This window comes from Photobacterium sp. AWH4_225 (assembly GCF_056158405.1).
In genome coordinates this window covers 1,898,693-1,920,560 of record NZ_JBSWTF010000001.1, presented here as the reverse complement: position 1 = coordinate 1,920,560, position 21,868 = coordinate 1,898,693, and the positions used below count along the sequence as shown (strand labels likewise).

Genomic DNA, 21,868 nt, shown 5'->3' with positions numbered 1-21,868 from the left:
CACCCCCTAAGCCTTTTGGATTTCCACTAGATTCGAATGCTGCGGATTACCTTTTGCCAAAGGAGAAGGCCGCTGTGTTGTCAGAGTATTAATACATCCTCCAACATCGATCCCTTTCTTGTTCGGTTGATACCATGCCCCCTGCGGGACGGCGACAACCCCCGGAATGATCCTTGCTGTCACTCTCACTGGCATATGGATTTGGCCGCGATCATTGAACACCATCACACGATCCCCTTGGATCAAGCCCCGTGACTGGGCATCAACAGGGTTCATCCAGACTTCATCATGAACAGCCTCACGCAGCTGCGGGACATTGTGATAAGTCGAGTGGGTTCGGCCTTTGGTATGGAAGCCAATCATCTGCAATGGGAACTGCTTCATGCGCTCAGGCTCACCCAAGCCTTCGAAACTCTCACAGTACTCAGCAACGGCTGTGATCTTATCGCCTGCTGGCAACTCCCACGTATCAGCAATGTTTGCCAAGCGCTCAGAATACATTTCAATCTTGCCCGAAGGTGTTTTTAGAGGGTTGGCCGCAGGGTCATCTCTAAAAGCTTTGAGTGCGATATGGTCTTCACTCTTTGCCAGTTTACGGTCAATGATCCCCATACCATCTGTTTTGGCATATTCTGGAAGGTGAGGGTTTGCTTTGCGAAGGTTCTGATAGCAATAGGCAATCCACTCCTCGTAAGAACGCCCTTCAGTGAAGGCATCGAAGGTTCCCATTTTCTTGGCGATTTCAGCCAATACATCATACGTCGGACGGTTTTCCCACAGCGGCTCAATCGCTGGCTGCAAACGAGTTACGTAATGATAAGCCCCTGTCGCGTAAGAATTATCAATAAGATCGCTAGTTTCCAGTGTTGTCACATCAGGCAACAGAATATCAGCATAACGCGCTGATGGCGTCATATGATGATCCCAGACCATGATGAACTCACACATCGACTCATCTTGTAGGATGTCATGGGTTTTATTAAGATCCGAATGCTGGTTCATGGTGACGTTACTGGCGAAATGCCACAAGAACTTGATATTCGTATCCAGTTTATCCTTATTGCGGATATAGCTGTTTTCGGCAGTCATTTCGGTACCACGGGTAATAGCATCCGTCCATAGGAAACAAGGGATCGATGTCTTAACAGGGTTGGCCGTAGCAAAACCAGGAACAGCATATTTAACACTGCTGCCCCAGTTACCTGTGTTGGTACCCAGCTTACCGAATTGCTTGGTCATCACGGGCAACATCATGATTGCCCGTGCAGACTGCTCGCCGTTGGCGGTACGTTGCAACCCCCATCCTTGAGAAATCCAAGCGGCTTTAGCGCCCGACATTTCTCTTGCCAATTGCTTTATCCTTACCGGGGAGATGCCGCAAATTTGGCTCGCCCATTCTGGCGTTTTTTCAATGCCATCAGAGCCCTTGCCAAGAATGTAATCTTTATAGGAGGCATTTTCAGGAGCTGAATCTGGCAGCGTACTGGCATCCCACCCCACGGTATAGCGATTGATAAACTCATCATCTGCCAAGCCTTCAACAATGAGGGAATGCCCAAGGGCTGCTACTAGTGCTGCATCTGTACCTGGCTTAATCGGTATCCACTCGGCATCGAACGCAATACTGCTATCAGACATACGGGGATCAATGATAATCACTTTGGCATTGCTACGCTTCAATGCTTCGAAAGCTTCTGCAATCTGTCCACCGCCCGACATCCGGGTTTCAGCCAAGTTTTGACAGAACATGACCACTAAATCCGAGTGAGCGATATTCGATATCAGGCTCCCCTGACCACTGCCGTATACAAAAGGTTCTACGGTAGAGATTTGCGCTGTCGAATAAGTACCATGTTGTTCTAGAAAACCGCCGATGGTATTCAAAAAACGCTTATTGGCATTTCGGCCCAATAGATTTGCACCGGTAGAGCCAGAGCCATATTGGTAATAAATCGCTTCGTTACCATATTCTTCGATGGTGTACTTGAGCTTATCAGCAATAATGGTCGTTGCTTCATCCCAGCTTATCCGCTGGAATTTCCCTTCACCGCGCTTACCCACCCGCTTCATCGGATACTTCAATCGATCTGGGCTATAGGTTTTCCATTTCACCGAACGGCCACGCAGACAAGGACGGATCTGGTGCTGACCCCATACCTCATCATCAATACCGTTCTCCGTTGAAATTTGAGTCACAACACCGTCTTTGGTGTGGACTTTCAACGGGCAGCGACTGCCACAGTTGACCAAGCAAGCACTGTATGAAATCTGCTCTTCTGTGTCGCTAACAGGTGTTTGCGCTTGTGCAGATTTAGAGAAAGGAAGAGGGACGCTCGCAGCGATTGCTGCCATTCCCCCAGCCTTAGCCGAATGCCCAAGAAATTGCCTGCGAGACAACCCCTTCATGAAGGCATTAAATTTATGACTATCCATTGCCACCGCCTTAATTATATTAAATTCTACAATCAGATTACGGTGGAACATATGTTGTGAATATTGATTAATATCAACAGATTTATCAGCAATAAAACACCTAATCACAAAGTGGTATTTCGATCACCAAGAGTAGCAATTATTCGCTTGCGGAATATTTGAGGAAAATCTGATAAATCAGTAAATGAGAATTAATTACATGATTAAGTTAAACCAGAAAGGCCATAGCAACTTCACTATGGCCTTGTTCTTTATATTCTATTGAGTGGAAAGCTATTAGCTGTTTAAGCAATAATTTAAAAACGCCAATCGAAGCCTACAGAAACCTTTGTTTCTTCTCCACGTAAAGAGTCAATGCTGCCTGTTGGATCGTTAATGTCATTGACTTTAATATTGGTATATTTACCTTCGAGGTAAATATTGAACACGGCATCGCCTAGTTGTGTCCGGACGCCCTGCAATAACACCAGATCTACCATCTGCATGTCTACACCACCGTAGCTTGAACCGCCAAATGCCTGAAACACAGTATAGTGCGTATCATTCCAAGGCTGAAGCCCATAAAGGTTGACTGAGGCCATATGCGCGTGATCACCGCCAAGCAACTGTTTTACATCAGCCCCTCTAATAGACATGCTATTCGTTCCTGTCGAGTAACCATTTAGCATGCTGCTGTTAGATTGACCGTTAAATCCTTTGGCTATTTCATCAGTATCAATGTCAACATAAGAATAGTTGACGGACGGGAAGAATAACGTCTTGCCGTTAGCTGCTGTCAATGGGAGCATATAACCTGCAGTGTAGAAATTCGCGGCATCCGTTAAATTGACATCTGCGTAGACACCACCGAATCGCTCATCAAAATTTGCCAGGCGAAATCTGAAGTCTTCTGACTGGGTAAAGTATTCGCCAATCATAATAGTTTGTGTTTGATACTCACCATTACCGTATAAGTTATCAAAACCGCCACCTGCGACGAGCTTTATTTCGCCTTTATCATCCGATGCAATACCACCCCGCCATGAGGTATTTCGTGGATCTGCATCGTGAACCTCTGTATCTAGAGCCAATGCTGGAGCTGAAAGAGACATAGCCGCAATAAGGCTAAGAGAAAGAAGAGTTTTGCTGCTGTTCATTTTTTGTGCCTATAATTTTTAAAATCTGTTTTGCTTTAATTCGCAATTAAGAGGCACAATCCTTGTGCGAATTTTCCCTGAATTTTATTGAGTTGAGATTGCTGGCATTTTATATTCGCCATCAATAATATTTTGAGCAGGTTCATAAACACGCATTAGTAAGTTCCAACCATCGGTAGTATCTAAGCGGTTAGCCACATCACCACAAACGGCCTTATCTCCATAATGCATCGTGAAAGTACCATCTGTATTCATATCTGCCGTGGCACTATTAATATTGTTGTGGTCTGAGAACATGTAACCCGCATCGTTATATACCGTGATGGACCAAAACGCGTCATTTTCTGGTACTTCATAGGTCGCGGTATAACATACATCTGTATCGAGCTGTGGTGCCTGAGCGATATACACTGTTTCTGAACTTGGGAATAAACCCCAAGATGTTGCGACTGCCATGTTATGCCCTTTATAGCGATCGACCTTGCCTCGTTCACCCTGCCAGTCGTTAGGATACTGAGTGATGGTATCCCGCATGTCTTTTTCATATGTCGAGCGCATCTCTAGCATGCCCTGCCAATCCCAATTAACCATTGGCTTTGGTTCCATACTGCCAGACTCAACCTTCACACCAGCAAGCACATCACGTGCAATTGCGATATCAGCTTCATCTGTCGCATCAAACAACTGGATACGAGGAATAGCCACTACCCAACGTGAGTACTCTTGTTTGTCAAATGTATGAGTGGTTCCCGCCCCCTTTAGGATATGCAAAGTCTTATGCTCATTATCCAACACATAGACAGACACATATCTATCATCTGCATGCTCTGGGATGGTTATGCTATAACCTTCACTGGTATCAACCGGAATGCCTGCATAAAGTGTATCGCGGTTCATGCGAGGAACAGGTTGATTGTCTGTAGGTGTAGGCTCCTCATAAACCAAACCATGGTTCATGCCGCCCTCATCGAAGAAACGGTAAATTCGGGCATCCATCTCAACTTCGGCAAAGTTCTCTACCGTGACAGGTTTTGGCGTGGTTTCTGCTGCTACATTCACAGCATTGAGTGATAGCGCAAGCGCTAATCCTAAAGTGATTCGTGATTTAGTTAAGTTCAACATTTTGTGCCTCTTATCGTTTGTTAAGTACCGCGGTAGGCGGCTCGTTCATTTCGATGGGGGTAATTTAATCGACGAGTGGCATTTCTCAAATGGAATCAAGATACTTTCAAAAAGTCCTGAAATTCATATATTCTAATATCAAGTACCTAACTTACCAGGTGGAAAAATGAATGATGAAGACATGTTCAGAATTGACTTCAACTGCTTGAAAGTATTAAAAATTATTGGAGAGGAAAACAGCACACATAAAGCAGCAGAACGGTTGAAGGTAGGTCAATCGGCGGTAAGCAAAACATTGAAGCGCTTAAGAGAACAATTTAACGATCCATTATTTACACGAAAGCTTCATGGATTAGAGCCAACGCCGAAGTGTGAGCTTATCCTTACTCGTCTTCCTCATGTGCTGAGTGAGATCGAAGAACTCTTCCGAGATAGCCATACCTTTGAGCCAGAGCACTTCGATGGGGTCATTAAGGTTCATATCAATGCCTCACTCTGCCACCCTTTAACCAGTATTCTGATTGAAAAGTTTCATCAGCTTGCCCCTAAGGCGACGCTGCAATTCGAAGATTGGTCATACAATACAGAACAACAGATAAAAATCGGCCAAATAGACCTGGGCATCAATTTCTACCCTATCAATATCTCAAAAGAACTGTTTCAACAGCCAATATGCTATCCAAAATTTAAGTTGTGTTGTGCTAAAGACAATCCAATTGCTCAAAAAAATAAAGTAACCATTAGTGATATCGCTAACTCATCATTAGTATTAGCGATCATGCCTGACTACAGTGTCAAAGAAAGTTATATCGAGACTTACCTAAAACGCAGGGGATATATTCCAAAGGTCCTGCTTCGTACTGACAAATTAGAAGTTTGCAGCAAAGTACTCAAGATTACCAACAGTATTTGCCCTGTTAGCGAAGTGGTGAGTCCAATAATGGAAGAGGAAGATTTAGTCTTACTAGACATCGATCATCTAGATGATGTCAAGCATTACCCAATAGCATATTTTATTAATAATAGAGTAAAAGATTCAGCTTATTCCAAGTGGTTGATCCAGGTGATAACTGATGTAATCAATGACCTTACCTTGATGTATAAAAACCCACAACACCAATATACCTACCCAAGGCTCACCCCTGAACACTATAAGAGCGGTCAATCATGAAAGACGAAGAATTGTTTAAGATTGATTTTAATAGTCTAAAGTTACTTAAAGTCCTTGGTGAAGAAAAGAGCAGTAAACGAGCAGCACAACGCCTATATATCACCCAGTCTGCTGTTAGCAAGGCGCTGAATCGATTAAGGGAGCAATTCGATGATGACTTGTTCATCCGCCAAAAACACAGTTTAGAACCAACAGAAAGATGTATTCGGCTGCTAAATCGTCTTCCAGGCGTGATGAGTAGCTTAGAAGACCTATACAGCGACAGAAGTAACTTTAACCCTGAGAGTTATAACGGCGACATAAAGATCCAAATCAACTCGGTACTGAGTTACGGCATAATGACAAACCTATTTAAAAAAATTCATTCATTAGCCCCGAATGCAACTCTGATAATGGAAAATTGGTCCCCTAATACTGAGCAGAACATCAAGCAAGGCACTGTCGATATCGGTATTAATTTCTATCCGTTAGAGCTATCCAAAGATATTGCCCAAATTGCAATTTGCAATCCTGAATTCAAGCTGTGCTTTCATAAAGATAGCCCACTAGCAAAAAATCAATTCGTCACACCTCATGACGTTGCCAACTACCCACTTGTCTTGGCCATTCAACCAAGTTTCAATCAAAAAGAGAGTCTTTTAATTAAATATTTCAAAAAGCGTGGTTTAAACCCTCAGATTTTATTACGTTCAGATAAAGTTGATATTTGCTTGGAAACAGTCCGCAAAATACCGAGCTTTATGGTGGTCAGTGAAGTTGTTCAAAGCGAGTTGTTTGAAGAGTTAGTATTGGTCGATATGAATCATTGGGAGGAAGTCCATCACCTTCCCATCGCCTGTTACCTTTCACATAAATTAAAGATAACACCTTACTCACAGTGGTTGACTCGGGTGATACAAGAAACAATTGATGAGCTTTATTAACACAAAAAGCCCTCTTTGACTGAGGGCTATAATCTTAAAACTGATAATTAAATTCTATCCGATGATCACCATTGGCATAGTTTGTATTTTCGCTCCAGTTAGCAAAATATCGAACATTGGTACGAGGATTAATTTGATAACTCAACGCAGCTTCATGAAGTAATACACTTTCATCGTTTTCCAAGCCATAATTTTTGAAGGTGTCTGACCCCGACATTGTCCCCATATACATTGGGTTATAATTCAGCCAAATATTATCTGTAATTTCTAATTTGCCGTATAGCCCAACAACATAATAGCTACCATGTAAGTCCCAGCGTTCTTGTGCTGAATCTGCTCCTTTCCCACTGCCATCTAAAGTCTCACCAAACGCGACTCCGACACCAGCAAGGGGGTAAAGATTTACTGGTCCCATTTTAGGAAGAGCTTGAATGAAGCTATATGACGCTGAACCTTGCGTACCCTGCTCTTCCGTAAATGCCACATTAACATCCAGTTGTGCACCACGGCCGTTAGTCAAATCAACGTTGAAGTTACGGTATCGGATAGAATCTATGCTGTCATCTGCCCCACGCCCATTCCAGCCTAGCGCATCTCCAGCTACCCCTTTTATTTCAACCACATTCATACCCATGGTGGAATCGCTGCCAGTATCATACGTTTGACCCACTTTGAAATTTAGGCCCTTGTCTGTATACCCAATACCCGCTTGCGTGTAAACAGCAAGTGGATCTGACATATCTTGAACATCTGTGTCTGAAGCCAGTAAAGGTGTTGAGAATGACATCGCCGCAATAAGGCTAAGAGAAAGGAGAGTTTTGCTGCTTTTCATTGTTTGTGCCTATAGTTTGAAATTTTGTTCTGCTTTAATTCGCAATTAAAAGGCACAATCCCTGTGCGAATTTTCCTTGAATACTGCTGAGTAGTGATGGCAAGTGTATTGCCTCATATAGTTAGTGAAAAACCGCGCTATTGCGGCTTGTTCATTTCGATAGAGGTAATGTAAACGAAGAATGGATTTTCCTTAATGGAATCAGAACGCTTTAAAAAAGTCCTTTAATTCACATGACAATTCTCCCAATAAAAAAAGGCAACCCTGTGGATTGCCTTTTTCATCAGTTAAAAAATTTAGCGTTAATTAACAATCGCTTATCGCATTACGCACACGCTTATCAGATACCGGATAAGGGGTACCCAACTGCTGGGCAAAGTAACTGACGCGTAGTTCTTCAATCATCCAGCGGATCTCTTTCACCTTCTCAGGGACAGGCTGACCTTTAGGGATCTTGTTCAATAGCTCTTTGTAGTCCGAAACCACCGAATCGATCTTCATGATGTGCATGCGGTCTTTGTTCGGGTCGATTGGTAGTTTCTCCATACGGCGCTCGATAGCACGCATATAACGAAGAATATCTGGCAGTTTCTTCCAGCCACACTCAGTCGCAAAGCCTTTGAAAATCAGACCTTCAATCTGCGCCTTAATATCAGACAGGGCAAAAGCCATTGTCAAATCGACACGGCCTTTGAGTTTCTTGTTGATATTAAATGCCGTGGTCAGGATCTCTTCAACCTGCTTGGCAATATCCACAACGGTATCGCCGAGTTCACCACGGACATGTTCTTTAAGTGCTTCGAAAGCTTCAGGCTGCCATACAATGCCGCCCTTCTCTTCAATCAGTTTATCAATACCACAAGCGATACAGTCATCAATCAGATCCATCACCCGACCGTAAGGGTTGAAGTAGAGCCCCAACTTCGACTTGTTCGGCAAGTTAGCATGAAGGTATTTGATCGGCGAAGGCACGTTGAGCAGAACCAAACGGCGCTGGCCTTGCTGCATTGCGGTACGCTGCTCTTCTTCGGTCTCAAACAGCTTGATGCCAACAGAGTCTTTGTTATCAACAATCGCAGGGTAAGCTTTCACTTCAAAGCCACCGCGCTTTTGCTGGTAACGTTCTGGCAGCTGACCAAAGCTCCAGGTCTTCAGGCCTTCCTGCTCGATATCATCATCCGCTACCTTAGACAGGGTTTCTTGCACCTTCTCTTTCAGGCCATCTTTCAGGCTGTAAAGATCTTTGCTCTCACGTAGCTTACGGTTACGGTGATCAACCACACGGTAAGTAATCTTCAAGTGATCAGGCACCTGTTCAAGGTTCCAGTCTTCACGCAATACGGTGACACCCGAAATACGCTTAAGCTCTTTTTCCAGCGAATCTAGCAACGGCATTGCCATCGCTTCAGCACGAGACAAAAAGGCATCAGCGTAGTTTGGTGCAGGAACAAAGTTACGACGCACCGGTTTTGGCAACGACTTAATCAGCGACACCACGAGTTCGTGACGCAAACCTGGGATCTGCCAGTCGAAGCCATCAGGCTCAACTTGGTTCAAGATAGGCAGTGGTACGTGAACCGTTACACCGTCACTGTCTTCACCCGGCTCGAACTGGTAGCTCAGCTTAAGTTTCAGGTTACCCTGGTGCCAGAAGTTCGGGTAATCCAGATCAGTCACATGGCTTGCATCACCCTTGAACAGCATTTCACGTTCAAAGTTAAGCAGTTCAGCATTATCACGCGAGGCTTTCTTCCACCAGGTATCAAAGTGACGACCAGATACCACGGTGTGATCAATACGCTGGTCGTAGAAGTTGAACAACTCATCGTCATCAATCAGAATGTCACGACGGCGGGACTTATGCTCCAGCTCTTCAACTTCACGCAATAGCTTACGGTTCTGTTGATAGAACTTGTGCTTGGTGTCCCAATCCCCTTCTACCAATGCCGAACGGATGAACAGCTCACGAGAAATAACAGGATCAATCTTGCCATAGTTCACTTTACGCTTCGCAACGACAGGAATGCCGTAAATTGTCACTTTTTCAAAAGCAGCAACCGCAGCTTGTTTCTTCTCCCAATGAGGCTCACTGTAGCTTCGCTTAAGCAGGTGCTCAGCCAAAGGCTCCACCCACTCAGGTTGGATCTTGGCTGCGATACGGCCCCACAAGCGTGATGTTTCTACCAGCTCAGCAACCATTACCCACTTAGGCTGTTTCTTGAAAATGCCTGAGCCCGGGAAGATATTAAAGCGAGCATTACGCGCACCTTGATATTCGTTTTTCTCCTGATCTTTCAGACCAATATGCGACAGCATACCGGCAAGAATTGCGGTATGAATACCCTGGTAGCTTGCTTCTTGTTCATTGATGCGGAACTCAAGCTCTTTAACAACTTGGCTCACCTGGTAGTAGATATCCTGCCACTCACGCACTCGTAAGTAGTTAAGGTAATCTTTCTTACACTGACGACGGAACTGATTGCCAGACAACGCTTTTTGCTGCTCTTGGATGTAGTCCCACAGGTTAACAAAGGTCACGAAGTCCGATTCTTTATCGTAGAAACGGCGGTGCTTCTCGTCAGAGGCTTGTTGTTTATCAGAAGGACGCTCACGCGGGTCTTGAATCGACAAAGCACAAGCGATGATCATCACTTCTCGCAGAGAACCATTCTTTGGCGCTTCCAACACCATGCGTGCCAAACGCGGGTCAATCGGCAGGCGAGCCAACTGGCGGCCAATCTGTGACAGACGCTTACGCGGATCTTTCGCTTTGGTGTTAATTGCGCCTAGCTCTTCCAGCAAACGAATACCGTCTTGGATATTACGGTTATCCGGTGCCTCTACAAACGGGAAGGCCTGAATATCGCCAAGGCCAATTGCCGTCATCTGCAAGATAACGGATGCTAAGTTAGTACGCAGGATCTCAGGGTCGGTAAACTCAGGGCGTGACAGGAAGTCTTCTTCTGAGTACAGGCGAATACAGATACCTTCGGCAACACGACCACATCGACCTTTACGCTGGTTGGCACTCGCCTGAGACACACGCTCAATCGGCAGGCGCTGTACTTTGGTACGGTAGCTATAACGACTGATACGCGCAGTACCCGGGTCGATAACATATCGAATACCCGGAACCGTCAACGAGGTTTCAGCAACGTTAGTTGAAAGCACGATACGGCGGCCAGCATGAGTTTGGAACACACGGTTCTGCTCACCGGCCGACAGACGGGCATACAATGGCAGAATTTCGGTATCCCGTAGATTACGTTTTTCTAACGCATCAGCGGTATCACGGATTTCCCGCTCACCATTCATGAAGATCAGGATATCACCCAAGCCCTCATCACATAGCTCGTCTACCGCATCGAAGATGGCTTGAAGCTGATCACGATCGCTATCATCGCCATCTTCGGAAACAGGACGGTAACGTACTTCCACTGGGTAAGTACGGCCTGACACTTCAATAATCGGCGCATTGAAGAAGTGCTTGGAGAAACGCTCAGGGTCGATAGTTGCAGAGGTAATTATGACTTTAAGATCAGGGCGCTTGGGCAGCAATTCACGCAAATAGCCCATGATGAAATCGATGTTAAGGCTGCGTTCGTGGGCCTCATCGATAATGATGGTGTCATATTGGTTCAAGAAGCGATCGTTTTGGATCTCTGCCAACAAGATACCATCGGTCATCAATTTGACCTGGCTGCGATCCGACACTTTATCGTTGAATCGAACCTTGTAACCGACATAAGAGCCAAGCTCACATTGAAGCTCTTCGGCAATACGGCTTGCTACCGAGCGGGCAGCCAATCGACGTGGCTGGGTGTGGCCAATCATGCCTTTAGTGCCAAGCCCTAGCTCCAAGCAAATCTTAGGTAGCTGGGTGGTTTTACCCGAGCCTGTTTCACCGGCAACAATAACAACCTGATTGTTCTTGATCGCTTCAGCGATTTCGTCTTTTTTCTGGCTGACCGGAAGCTGCTCTGGGTACGAGATGGTCGGTCGCTGTGTGGCACGCATCTGCACCGTTTGCATTGATTTCGCAATATCTAGTGCGATCTCATCAAACACGGCGTGTCTTGCCTGCTCTTTCTTGATCCTGGCCGCACCTTGCACGCGTTTGTGCAAACGAAACTGATCGCGCATCATGCAATCTTTAATCGCGGCCTTGAGAGTTTTTTCGTTGTTTAAAACGTTAGCCTGAGGAGTATTCGACTGAGTCAATGGAATTCCTGATATTTCAGCTGGGTATTTCACAAAATTGGACGAATTCTACCACAACTCTGTGGTTTTGCGGCATACGAGAATTGCAGCCCAATTTATTAACGATTGGTATGACATAATTTGCAGCACAAATATGTCTTCAGGTATTATTTTGTCGCAACTTCATACATAGAGTAAAAATAATGAAAAAAACACTAGTTAGCCTTGCGCTGGCAGCTGTGATGGCCTCACCTGCTTTTGCTAACCAACCTGTACAGCTATCAGTACCAGGCAACAACCTGCCAGATGGTAATGTTCACGGTTTCCGTGCTTCTCTTCTATATGGACAGACTCCATCTGTAACTGGCTTCCAGCTACCTATGCTAGGTTTGGCTGAATCTCAAACTTTCAAAGGCTTGAGCTTCGGTATCCTATTCGGTGCAAACCGTGTAACAGGCGACTCTACAGGTGTTAAGTTTGGCCTAGCTAACTGGAACGACAACACTGCAACCGGTGCTGACTTTGGTTTTGCCAACTACACTGGCAGCCAATTCACTGGCCTTCAGTTCGGTGCGCTTAACTACGCAGGCAGCCTAAACGGCCTACAGCTTGGTTTCATCAATGCAACTGACCGCATTGAAAAAGGTATTCAGATTGGTCTAATCAACTACGACAAATCGGGTACTTTCATCAGCAAAGATATCCCAGTATTCCCGATTATCAACGCCCGTTTCTAATCGACAATACACTTAATATCAGTAGCTTGGGGCACAACTCCAAGCTACATCTCTCTTATTTTCAACTCATTCCTGTACTTTCACACCTTTTATTTCTTGAATAACTGCTGACTAAACATCCAATTGCGCCATTTACGAGGAACTCCAGTCCTCTATAAACAGTCATATACTTAATAGAAATGAAACCTGAGGCTCAGCATGTTCAAACAATTGCGTACAATTTTCAGACAAGTCATGAATGAAGGAACAGATGGCGGTGCTGTTGATACCCCGACACTCCATCTCTCCATGGCATGCTTGCTCTGCGAGGTCTCAAACGCCGATCACAGCGATGACCCAAGGGAGATCCAAGCCAAACGCCACCAGCTTGTTTACCTGCTAGATATCAGCGAAGAGAATGCAGACGCATTACTGGAAAAAGCACTCTTGCAAAGCAAGTCATCAGTTTCGCTGTATGACTTCACCAGCAAACTACGCTCTTTAGAGCCCGAACAGCGCTACGAACTTATTGAAGCCATGTGGCAAGTTGCCTATGCCGATGGTGTTTTAGACCCAATGGAAGAAGCGGTGATCCGCCAAGTGGCCGAGCTTATCTATGTCGACCATTCAGAGTATATCCGGGCGAAGTTAGCGGTGCAGAAAGACATGGAGCAAGACTGACTCTGTCAGCAAACTCCACAAAATAAGCCAACACTAATATGATGGCAGTAAAATGACTAGTTACGCTTTTACTGCCAAAGCACTTTTTATATCAATAATTACGTCTTAATTCCTTATCGGTAATCCGTTTACTGGCAAGGTGCTGTTGATTCGCCTGCCATTGCATCCACTGCTTTAGTGCAATAGAACTTTGCAAAGAATAATCTAGCGAGATCCACTCTTTGCGGCCATCTGAATAGTCGGGAGCATCACCAGCCATGACATTCTTAGGACCGCTGGCGGTTTCTACCGTCATGTTGAAAGGCACACCGGCTCCTGTATTAGCGAAGTACAGGCTATCTATGTCAGTGAAACTGATGCCGTCGTTAACCGTGGCTGGGTCTCCGGCCCGATCCATCCCTACAGCTGTATTGTTGGCCACTGGCGCAACGCACTGTTTCGTTTGTGCAGAGAACTGAGAAATCAATGGAGGAGTTGCTTGATTTATATCCGGTACTGAAGCGGTACCATGGCAAGACATACATGAAGAATTTGCATTATCTGCCGGACCATTTAGCCTTTGATTACAACCTAAATGTCCCAATTGACGCATACTGGCACTACCACTATATGAATTTAGCCGGTCGACGGTCTCCCAAATAATTACTTCTTCAGCAAAGCCATTTTCTCTTGGGTTTTTGGGATAATTATATGCGTACTGTCCTTCAGGTGGCGTGTCGTTACCCCACATCAAACCCAGTAGGCTAATTCGCTTCCATGGTTCTGCCTCATCGGCTTTATGAAGCCCGTCAGCAACAAAAGTACCGTATACCCAGCTGGTTTCTGGAGCGCGGCTATCTTTAACTGCAATATCAAATTGCAACAAGCGTACATCTTCCCACTGAGCATAACTACGAGGACACTGCAGGCTTTCTTCCACCAACGTACATTCAGAACCTTTCGCCGGTGTACATTCACAGAACACGGGATCGGAGATATTGGCGTTCCAAGCTGGCATGTTCTGCAATACAGGTAACTGAGCAACCGTAGATGTATTAAAAAGCGGCTTTGCTATCACTGCACCTTCTTGAAATTCAATATTATCAGTTGGAATATCAACGGTGCCATCAGACCTCCAAATTTGACCCAATGTATATGCTGCTGTTGAATTATAAATCGCAACCGCCCACATAGTTGACTTATCTGTTCCGGTACCATCCTTTGTCGAGAAAGTAACTGGAGCCTCACGAGTCAAACCATGTGTAAACTCACGACCACTCATCGCATCATATGTCTGAAAAGGCATATGGAACCAAGCACGCACAGGATTCTCACAAACGCCAAAATCCAATTGACCTGGCTGATTAATATTTCCTTGTTGTGCATATTCCATCACTAACCAAGCATACTCTTTGGCTAGTTTGTTCTTGTCTGCTTGACTCGTGTTAGCCTGAAACAACGGATCAAATTTTTTATCTCTCCATTTTTGCGATTCTTTATCATCAACAGGTTCAGCTGGATATTTATCTGAGAGACGAAATACTGGTTGCTTCCAAGCCGATGTTGGTGCGTTAGTAATTGTTTGACCAGCCCACATTTCTCTAAACTTAACATCCACATCCTGCCAATATGAAGGCCATGTACCAGTACAGGTATTTTCCATCTTATAGTTATTTGCTTTAGATACTGAAATATTTAAAAATAATATTATCATGAAAGTTAGAATAGAAAATTTCTTATCGCTCATAATCAGGTTCCTATAAATATCAGACGGGCTGTATATGATGTTAAGTTAGGCCATATCAGGTTCATCATTAATACAATTACCGTTTTTATCGGTAACTAAGCATTGGCTGGTAAATGCAAAAAAAATAGCGTCATAGCTGCCATCTTGATTTACCACAAAAAACGCCCCATCCTGATAAGATCCATTATCTTTATACTGATACTGACTTGAGGGTGTCCCCTGATTTAAATGCACATCATCAACACCTCGAGGGGGAAGGTCTTGTTCACGATGACGACGGGCACCATACATATGAAAGTCTCGATAACTCTCAGTTTCATTGCGATATGATTCATGAGATTTAAAATCTGTATCATCATAAAGCGTGCCAAAAACAATAACTTCTTTACCCACGACTAAGTAGTCATTAAGTATATTTGTAATATCCTTAGCTGATTGTGGCTCCGTTTGCTTCAACTCATCGACCGGAAATAACGGATGATGAATTAAATCGAGTGCCAAACCTCCTGGCTGACATGTCAACTCCGTAAATCCTTGTACAATATCGATAAAGCTTGCCGACAAATGGCTGACTACATCAAAGTTTGTTTTAACCAACATTCGAACATTGGCTGTCACTTTACTCTGAATATCAATATTTACCTGATATTTCATCCCTCCTTCATTCGGAACTTCACATATAAGGTTATAGTGACTCATACCTGACTTGTGTGAAGTGAATTCACCTTCATCAACATTGATGAAAGCCCTAAAAACGCCATAAGTTTTGTTTTTTGGAAAAGGCATAACCGCCTCCCGATCACGGATAAAACGTTTATACATAAAGATAAGAGTGATAATTTATTTCATAGCATACGCAATCATTCGAAGAAAAATAAAATTAAACATTCAAATTAATCTTATGAAGCTAACCTAATCTCAGTGAAGAAATTAACGTATCACACTCTTGACCCAATATGGTTTAGGTAAACCAATATCTCGATACTCATAAAAAATTAAATATTTGTCTTTAGGTTGAAAGACTAGGCGTAATAATATTAAGTTTCAAATTTGCATTTGTTTACCTTTAAATTATGTGTGCTTTGTTCCAGAAAACCGCCAAATGGCGGTTTTTGTAGAAAAGATACCTTTATGTACATCCTAATCATTTGTCACTAGATAGGTTCTTTGTCATCAAGCCCGTAATGCGCTCAAACTCCTCCAACTCCTGTTGAGAGATCCCTTTCATCATCTTGTCATTCATCTTTGTATCGATTGTGGCAAGTTGCGCCAGAATCTCCAACCCTTCACTCGTGACTAACAAGCGCTGGCTTCGCTTATCTTCTGGGTTTGGCACTTTTTCAATCAAGCTCTGTTTGATCAGTTCATTCAAGAGGCGTGTCACTTGTGCTTTATCGCGATCAAGAAACTGAGCAATATCATTAGCTGTACATGTTTGTTTTTTCGAAATAATTTTCAATACACGCATATGCATTGGCGTAATGCTCAAGTCCAGCTGTTCAATATGTTCATGCATATGGCGCTTCAACATATGGACTAACTGAAACACACTCTCTAGTGACTTTGACTCTGACATCCTAGTTTCCTTAAATAAAATTTAGTTGACCTTATCAACCAAAACACTATAGTTGACATTATCAACTTAATTGACAGCAAATTCAAGACTGGAGCATCTAGATGACTGCAGAAGCAACAATGACAGCCCCGTTCCCCAATCAAAAGAAAACACCCTTGATCTACAAGGTATTGGTCGTACTAGGAATGATGACCCTAATGGGTGGTACCTTGACTGGGGTAATGACATACATGAACGTCGGCTACACCGATACATTCTTTGCCGACTGGTTCAGTTCATTCCTGAAAACAGTATTAGTCATGATGCCTTTTGGTTTCGTGATGATGACTTTAGTCACCAAGCTGATAGGTAAATTGATGCCTAAGGCTAGCGAGAAAAAAAGAAACCTCGTTGTAGGCTTGAATATGGCCGTGATTATGGAGTCTATGATGGCCTTCACGACGACCGCAAATAACATCGGTTTTGATGATATAGGGCTGTTTGCCGATAGCTGGCTGCAGGGGTTCCTTGCTGCCCTACCTGTCGGCCTAGCATTAATCACCATCATCTCAATGACGATTAAACCAAAGATTGAACGCTTTTTAAAAAGCTAAACCTCAAAAGAATTAAATCCTACCCTTTGAATAGCTGGAGAATAAAATGAAACAGCCACATAACTACCGTATTACTATCGAGCGAACCAATGAAGATAACAAATCAACGATGCAGTTCGAGATGCAGGACCGCGAAGATATGTTCACCATTGTCGATGCGATCAAACAAGGCAGCGGCCTAAATGAAAACGACTCGACCCGTCTTGGGGTTGCCCTACGCCTGCTTGGCCCAATGATGATGAAAGACCGCAAACACCCATTGTTTGCTGAATTCTTCCCGCACTTCAAAACATTCATGACCAACTTGAAAGGTAAATTAAAGAATAAAAGCTAACAGTGTTAGATGGTCAAACAAGAGCTGCCTTCTTTATACAAAATAAACAGGCAGCTTGAAGTTTGACTCAACAACGACATTTAAATTTCGAATTAATATTAGGCAAATCGTTGTTCTTGAATCAAGGCGTGTAGGCCTTCAAAGCAACCTGTATATTTTAATGAGTTCGCTTGTTTGGATATGTCTTTGGCTGACATCGGCGCGGTTTCCACCGCATCATAGACTTGCCCCATCACACCTTCCAGATACTCGTCGCTTAGATCAACCAAGCGCACTGGGTAACGTTTACCAACACTGACCTTTGCTTTGAAATAGGTATAGCTTCCCTGCAGCTGCTCAACATTCACATCAAAGCCCAGTAACTTCATCGCGCACACATTTTCATGCCCATTAAACTGCATTCCTTGCTCCCTTGAAGACGATGCAACCTCTCATACCTGGCGAGTATAGGTTGCTTTATTTCCCTTCATTAATTACATGCCAGTGTGACATTTTCATTGAGATTTGATGGAACAAAATAGACAGTAGCCTAATGAGAAATTGCTAACGCACATCTACAGTTCGGCTCGCCTTGCGATACTGAACCCTCCAGCCTTGCCAACGCGGCAACTCCCAACGTTTCGGATCAGCTTTACGGTTTCCGCTTTCATGGACAGCCAACACCAACTTTCGTGGTATGTGGTATTCGATCCGCATAGTCAGGTCTGTCAGGGTGACCTTGTAGGGATAAGCTTGGTCAAAATCAGCCCGCTCCCATTCCGGGATCCCATCAAAAGTGATGTCATCATTCGTAAATAACTCAAAATCTTCGGCAGACTCCACCCCAAGGGCTTCGATTTGCTCACCTAGCCACTCTCGTACATCCACAGGCTCAGCAGCACGCGAGCACACATCAGCCTGATAATTGCCCAAGGCCAAATACAAGTTCCACTGGTGGATGTCTGCGGTGATTTTCTCGCTTAGCCCTGGCAATAGGGTTCCGTCGAGGATCATATCGACAAAGGTATCATGCGCTGAAGCACCTTCCGGTGAAACCCATTCCGACTGTATAACGCGCCCAGCATAAATACGTTGCTTTTCAACCAAACAGCCTTGATCGGATACTTGTGTTCCACCAAAACCTTCTTCACCCAACTCAAGTTGATTCATCAACTCAAACGTGATCGGTGCCATACAGGTCGCCAACACCAAGTTCTGCTTTACGCCTTTACCGGGTAACGCAAATTGATCGAACACCACTGCGGCTTCTGCGTTTTCTGGGAATCGGCTGTCGCGGCCAGTACTCACTTCACTGTAGCCATTGCCTAAGGCTTGTCGACGTTTTTGCCGGCGGACAAAGGTCAGTTCGGGAGCTGCTCTCATCACAGCTAACAGCCATGTATCCCGTTTTACAGATGACGCCACTTCTAGTACGGGTAACCCTAGTGCCTCCCGCATTTGCTCTGAAAGCATGCGCGCTTCTGCCAGAACATCTTTATCAATGCTTAGCCATTCCGGCACGCTTCCTCGTAGCAGCTTAATCAGAGCCATTGCATCACAATGCTTTGGTTCCCATTGGCCAAGCTTTTCACGCGCTTCTTCCCCAGACGGCATTTGCCAAATCCGCTGATATACACTCAGCGAAGCCGCTAAATCCACCATGGCTTCCCGGCTGGCTTTATCTGGCATTGCGGTGATCAGGTGAGCAAACAAGGTATCTATCGGCAAAGGGTATAAAATCTGACCGTGCTCGGTCGCTTTGCCGTCATTGTCGATTGCCTGCATCTGCAACAGCTTGTCTTTAGCAATCAGCAGGGATTTTTCTGGTACGGTATCGACAAAGTCCAAACTATCTAAAGGATAACCACAGCAAGCAGCCGCCAACATAGGTTCAACCAACTCTTCCCTATGCATCTCAGGTGGTGTGATCAGCTCAAGTGGTGCCGCCTTGCCAAATAACCTGACACACGTGCCATCGGTGACACGCCCTGCCCGCCCTTTACGCTGCTCAGCACTGGCTTTGGAAATCGCATGCAACCCGAGTACTGTTCGCCCATTTCTCTGATGGGTCCGGCGCTCTAGACCGGTATCAACAATCAAGGTGACACCTGGGATCGTCAGTGACGTTTCAGCTACATTGGTTGCCAGAATGATCCTTTGTTTATCACTTTCAGTCAGTGCTCGATGGCGTTCGTCATCAGTCACAGAAGCGTGCAAAGGAATGATATCAAGTACGCCAAGCTCTATTTGATCCCTGAAAACCTGCTTCAAAGTAGACAGGCACTGAGCAATTTCTTTTCTGCCCGGCAAGAAGACCAATATATCTTGGTGGTCTTCATATCGTGTCAGTACGGCATCTTTGACTTTGTTCTCAATATGACGAGCATCTGGCATATTGCGGCTATCTGAAGCGATATGCTCAACGGCCACTTGGAAGTTACGACCTTCGGCCCTTAGGCACTTTCCATCGAGATATATCGCTAGGCGTTCACTGTCTAAAGTTGCCGATGTCACTACAAGCTTATGGCTGTTTTTCTGCTTAAGCATTGCCAACAGCAAGTCTGTATCCCAACGCCGCTCGTGGAATTCATCGATAATGACTGTGGTAAAACCGGCTAGCCCATCTTCACTTAACCATCGAAGTGCGACGCCTGAGGTGACAAACACAACCTGAGTCTCATCAGAGAAAGTGTTATCAAAACGGATGGCATAGCCGACTGAATCACCGATTTTTTCATTCCTATCACTGGCAACGAACTCAGCCAGAGATCGACAGGCAACTCGCCTTGGTTCAACCACCAACACCCGGCCTTTTTCTGCGGCCCACACAGGTAACCGGGTCGATTTACCCGAACCGGTTTCAGCCGATACAACAAGATGGGATTGTTCTAGAGAAGCAAGGAACTCGTTTTTGAGCGAGTCAATAGGCAAAGAGATAGACATGGCAGGGTTTTATATCAATAACATGTGATCTATTGTGGCAAGATTTCAGAGACATGTCATGGTGTTCTTGTTCTTGCCGTCATGTGTTGAACTATGCCAATAGAAGATACCCGGTAAACTCAAGAAATAGAGCCCAACCACTGAACGTCTATTTTCAAAATTGAATACCCTTACTCTTTAATTAATTATCCGAGCCGAATATCAAATGGTACTGTTTTAACGTAACCAAAAATAATTAAAGACGACAAGGTGATTATAGTGAGGGGTCACTATAACTAGCCATGAAATCAGACACAAATCTAACTTAACCGCGGTAAATAAACTCGCTTCGCAGTGAGCCTAAAAGACAACTGGAATGCTCAACAATGTTCAATATCCAGGCGACTACTCGAACGCACTGTACCGCAGGTTGCTTATATCGGAAGCAAATACCAGTCGCAGACACAAGCTGAGATATTTACAGAAGAATATTCAGCTTAAACCAAACAATGAAGTTCAGCTCGAAGCCGAGCGGTAGAGAAAGTAAAGGATTAACAACATGAAAAAGAAAACAGCTTTAGTAATTAGTGCTCATTCCGCCGATTTTGTATGGCGCTGTGGCGGTGCCATCGCCCTACATCAAAAACTAGGTTATGACGTGACGATCGCTTGCCTTTCCTACGGCGAACGCGGGGAGTCCGCAAAACTTTGGAAACAAGAAGGCATGACTATTGAAGATGTTAAGCGTATCCGCCATCAAGAAGCGACTGCCGCTGCTGCTGCGCTTGGTGTCAAAGACATTCGCTTCTTCGACTTCGGAGACTACCCGCTTGAGATAGACAAAGAAGGTAAATACCAAATTGTCGACCTTATTCGTGAAGTTCAGCCTGAATTCATCATGACGCACTCTAAATGGGATCCTTATAACACCGATCATATGTACGCAACAGAGATCGTTCTTCAGTGTCGAATGATCGCTCAAGCTTGGGGACATAACCCAGGAGAAAAAGTGCTCGGTGCACCACAAGTTTATTTATTTGAACCGCATCAAAGTGAGCAAATGGAGTGGAAACCCAATACCTTCCTCGATATTTCTGAAGTTTGGGAAAGCAAGAAAGCAGCTATCGAATGCATGCAAGGTCAAGAACATCTATGGACGTTTTACGAAAACCTGGCAGAAAATCGCGGCAATCACTTTAGAAGAAACTCCGGCGGTCAAGCAGGCGGCAGAAGTTGCCAGCACGCTGAAGGCTTCCAGGCTATCTTCCCTCAATGTGTAGATTCTCTGTGACGTGAATAGTTGCAATTACAGCAAACTAGCAGCAAAAATCATCTAGGAAGCAACATAGAACTAGAGATAGAGTAGCGATAGCCTTGAGCATAACAACTAACCAAAGCGCACTTAAAGCCAGTCAATCTACTGACTGGCTTTTTCTGTCTTTCCTACTCGCCACCTATCGCTCAGTTCCGGTTCATAAAATACATGGTCCAAATTCGAGCCTGTCTATCAAGTCGATAGCTATT

At 44.6% G+C, this 21,868-nt stretch carries 17 protein-coding genes; 7 read left to right on the top strand and 10 right to left on the bottom strand.

Annotated elements, in window-relative coordinates:
• Positions 1-6: 6 nt before the first annotated feature.
• The 3 genes from ACXAD4_RS09155 to ACXAD4_RS09145 form a co-directional block, all read right to left on the bottom strand.
• Positions 7-2,433, bottom strand: coding sequence for a DMSO/selenate family reductase complex A subunit (locus ACXAD4_RS09155; RefSeq protein WP_475240793.1), 2,427 nt, complete (start codon positions 2,431-2,433; stop codon positions 7-9).
• A gap of 296 nt (positions 2,434-2,729) precedes the next feature.
• Complete coding sequence (locus tag ACXAD4_RS09150; RefSeq protein ID WP_475240791.1) at positions 2,730-3,569, bottom strand: hypothetical protein; 840 nt, start codon at positions 3,567-3,569, stop codon at positions 2,730-2,732.
• Positions 3,570-3,653: 84 nt separating this feature from the next.
• A complete protein-coding gene (locus tag ACXAD4_RS09145) occupies positions 3,654-4,691 on the bottom strand; it encodes a DUF1214 domain-containing protein (RefSeq protein ID WP_475240789.1) in 1,038 nt (345 codons plus the stop codon).
• 166 nt (positions 4,692-4,857) lie between these two features.
• Here ACXAD4_RS09145 and ACXAD4_RS09140 point away from each other — a divergent pair, with 166 nt between their 5' ends.
• Both ACXAD4_RS09140 and ACXAD4_RS09135 read left to right on the top strand, forming a co-directional pair.
• The gene (locus ACXAD4_RS09140; protein ID WP_475240788.1) at positions 4,858-5,862 is read left to right on the top strand and encodes a LysR family transcriptional regulator; all 1,005 of its coding nucleotides are present in this window, start codon (positions 4,858-4,860) and stop codon (positions 5,860-5,862) included.
• Positions 5,859-6,785, top strand: a complete 927-nt coding sequence (locus ACXAD4_RS09135; protein WP_475240786.1) for a LysR family transcriptional regulator — start codon at positions 5,859-5,861, stop codon at positions 6,783-6,785. The genes ACXAD4_RS09140 and ACXAD4_RS09135 overlap by 4 nt, the downstream gene beginning before the upstream one ends.
• A 34-nt stretch (positions 6,786-6,819) precedes the next feature.
• Here the strand turns inward: ACXAD4_RS09135 and ACXAD4_RS09130 are convergent, their stop codons facing one another.
• The gene (locus ACXAD4_RS09130; RefSeq protein WP_475240784.1) at positions 6,820-7,617 is read right to left on the bottom strand and encodes a hypothetical protein; all 798 of its coding nucleotides are present in this window, start codon (positions 7,615-7,617) and stop codon (positions 6,820-6,822) included.
• Between the two features lie 306 nt (positions 7,618-7,923).
• Positions 7,924-11,838, bottom strand: a complete 3,915-nt coding sequence (hrpA, locus tag ACXAD4_RS09125; protein ID WP_475240782.1) for an ATP-dependent RNA helicase HrpA — start codon at positions 11,836-11,838, stop codon at positions 7,924-7,926.
• 182 nt (positions 11,839-12,020) lie between these two features.
• Between hrpA and ACXAD4_RS09120 the strand changes: the two genes are divergently transcribed.
• Complete coding sequence (locus ACXAD4_RS09120; RefSeq protein ID WP_317521430.1) at positions 12,021-12,554, top strand: LA_2272 family surface repeat-containing protein; 534 nt, start codon at positions 12,021-12,023, stop codon at positions 12,552-12,554.
• A 198-nt stretch (positions 12,555-12,752) separates the two neighbouring features.
• Positions 12,753-13,214 carry a tellurite resistance TerB family protein gene (locus tag ACXAD4_RS09115; protein WP_475240779.1) on the top strand — a complete coding sequence of 154 codons (462 nt, stop codon included), beginning with the start codon at positions 12,753-12,755 and terminating at the stop codon, positions 13,212-13,214.
• A gap of 91 nt (positions 13,215-13,305) precedes the next feature.
• On the opposite strand, the gene ACXAD4_RS09110 is transcribed toward ACXAD4_RS09115, so the two are convergent.
• The 3 genes from ACXAD4_RS09110 to ACXAD4_RS09100 all read right to left on the bottom strand — a co-directional run bounded on the left by ACXAD4_RS09110 (position 13,306) and on the right by ACXAD4_RS09100 (position 16,516).
• Positions 13,306-14,940: a hypothetical protein gene (locus ACXAD4_RS09110; RefSeq protein WP_475240777.1), complete on the bottom strand. Its 1,635-nt coding sequence runs from the start codon at positions 14,938-14,940 to the stop codon at positions 13,306-13,308.
• 45 nt (positions 14,941-14,985) lie between these two features.
• Positions 14,986-15,726 carry a DUF2278 family protein gene (locus ACXAD4_RS09105; protein ID WP_475240776.1) on the bottom strand — a complete coding sequence of 247 codons (741 nt, stop codon included), beginning with the start codon at positions 15,724-15,726 and terminating at the stop codon, positions 14,986-14,988.
• 358 nt (positions 15,727-16,084) lie between these two features.
• Positions 16,085-16,516 (bottom strand): MarR family winged helix-turn-helix transcriptional regulator, encoded by a 432-nt coding sequence (locus ACXAD4_RS09100; RefSeq protein WP_475240774.1) that lies wholly within the window; start codon positions 16,514-16,516, stop codon positions 16,085-16,087.
• 101 nt (positions 16,517-16,617) lie between these two features.
• Here ACXAD4_RS09100 and ACXAD4_RS09095 point away from each other — a divergent pair, with 101 nt between their 5' ends.
• Together ACXAD4_RS09095 and ACXAD4_RS09090 are read left to right on the top strand one after the other, a co-directional pair.
• Positions 16,618-17,109 carry a DUF2798 domain-containing protein gene (locus ACXAD4_RS09095; RefSeq protein ID WP_475240771.1) on the top strand — a complete coding sequence of 164 codons (492 nt, stop codon included), beginning with the start codon at positions 16,618-16,620 and terminating at the stop codon, positions 17,107-17,109.
• A 46-nt stretch (positions 17,110-17,155) separates the two neighbouring features.
• Positions 17,156-17,443 (top strand): DUF3861 domain-containing protein, encoded by a 288-nt coding sequence (locus ACXAD4_RS09090; protein WP_475240770.1) that lies wholly within the window; start codon positions 17,156-17,158, stop codon positions 17,441-17,443.
• Positions 17,444-17,541: 98 nt separating this feature from the next.
• Here ACXAD4_RS09090 and ACXAD4_RS09085 read toward each other — a convergent pair whose 3' ends face one another.
• Both ACXAD4_RS09085 and ACXAD4_RS09080 read right to left on the bottom strand, forming a co-directional pair.
• Positions 17,542-17,844, bottom strand: coding sequence for a hypothetical protein (locus tag ACXAD4_RS09085; protein WP_475240768.1), 303 nt, complete (start codon positions 17,842-17,844; stop codon positions 17,542-17,544).
• A gap of 142 nt (positions 17,845-17,986) precedes the next feature.
• Entirely contained in the window at positions 17,987-20,365 is a 2,379-nt protein-coding gene (locus ACXAD4_RS09080) for a helicase-related protein (RefSeq protein ID WP_475240766.1), read from the bottom strand.
• Positions 20,366-20,903: 538 nt separating this feature from the next.
• Between ACXAD4_RS09080 and ACXAD4_RS09075 the strand changes: the two genes are divergently transcribed.
• Positions 20,904-21,635, top strand: coding sequence for a PIG-L deacetylase family protein (locus ACXAD4_RS09075; protein ID WP_475240764.1), 732 nt, complete (start codon positions 20,904-20,906; stop codon positions 21,633-21,635).
• Positions 21,636-21,868 lie beyond the last annotated feature (233 nt).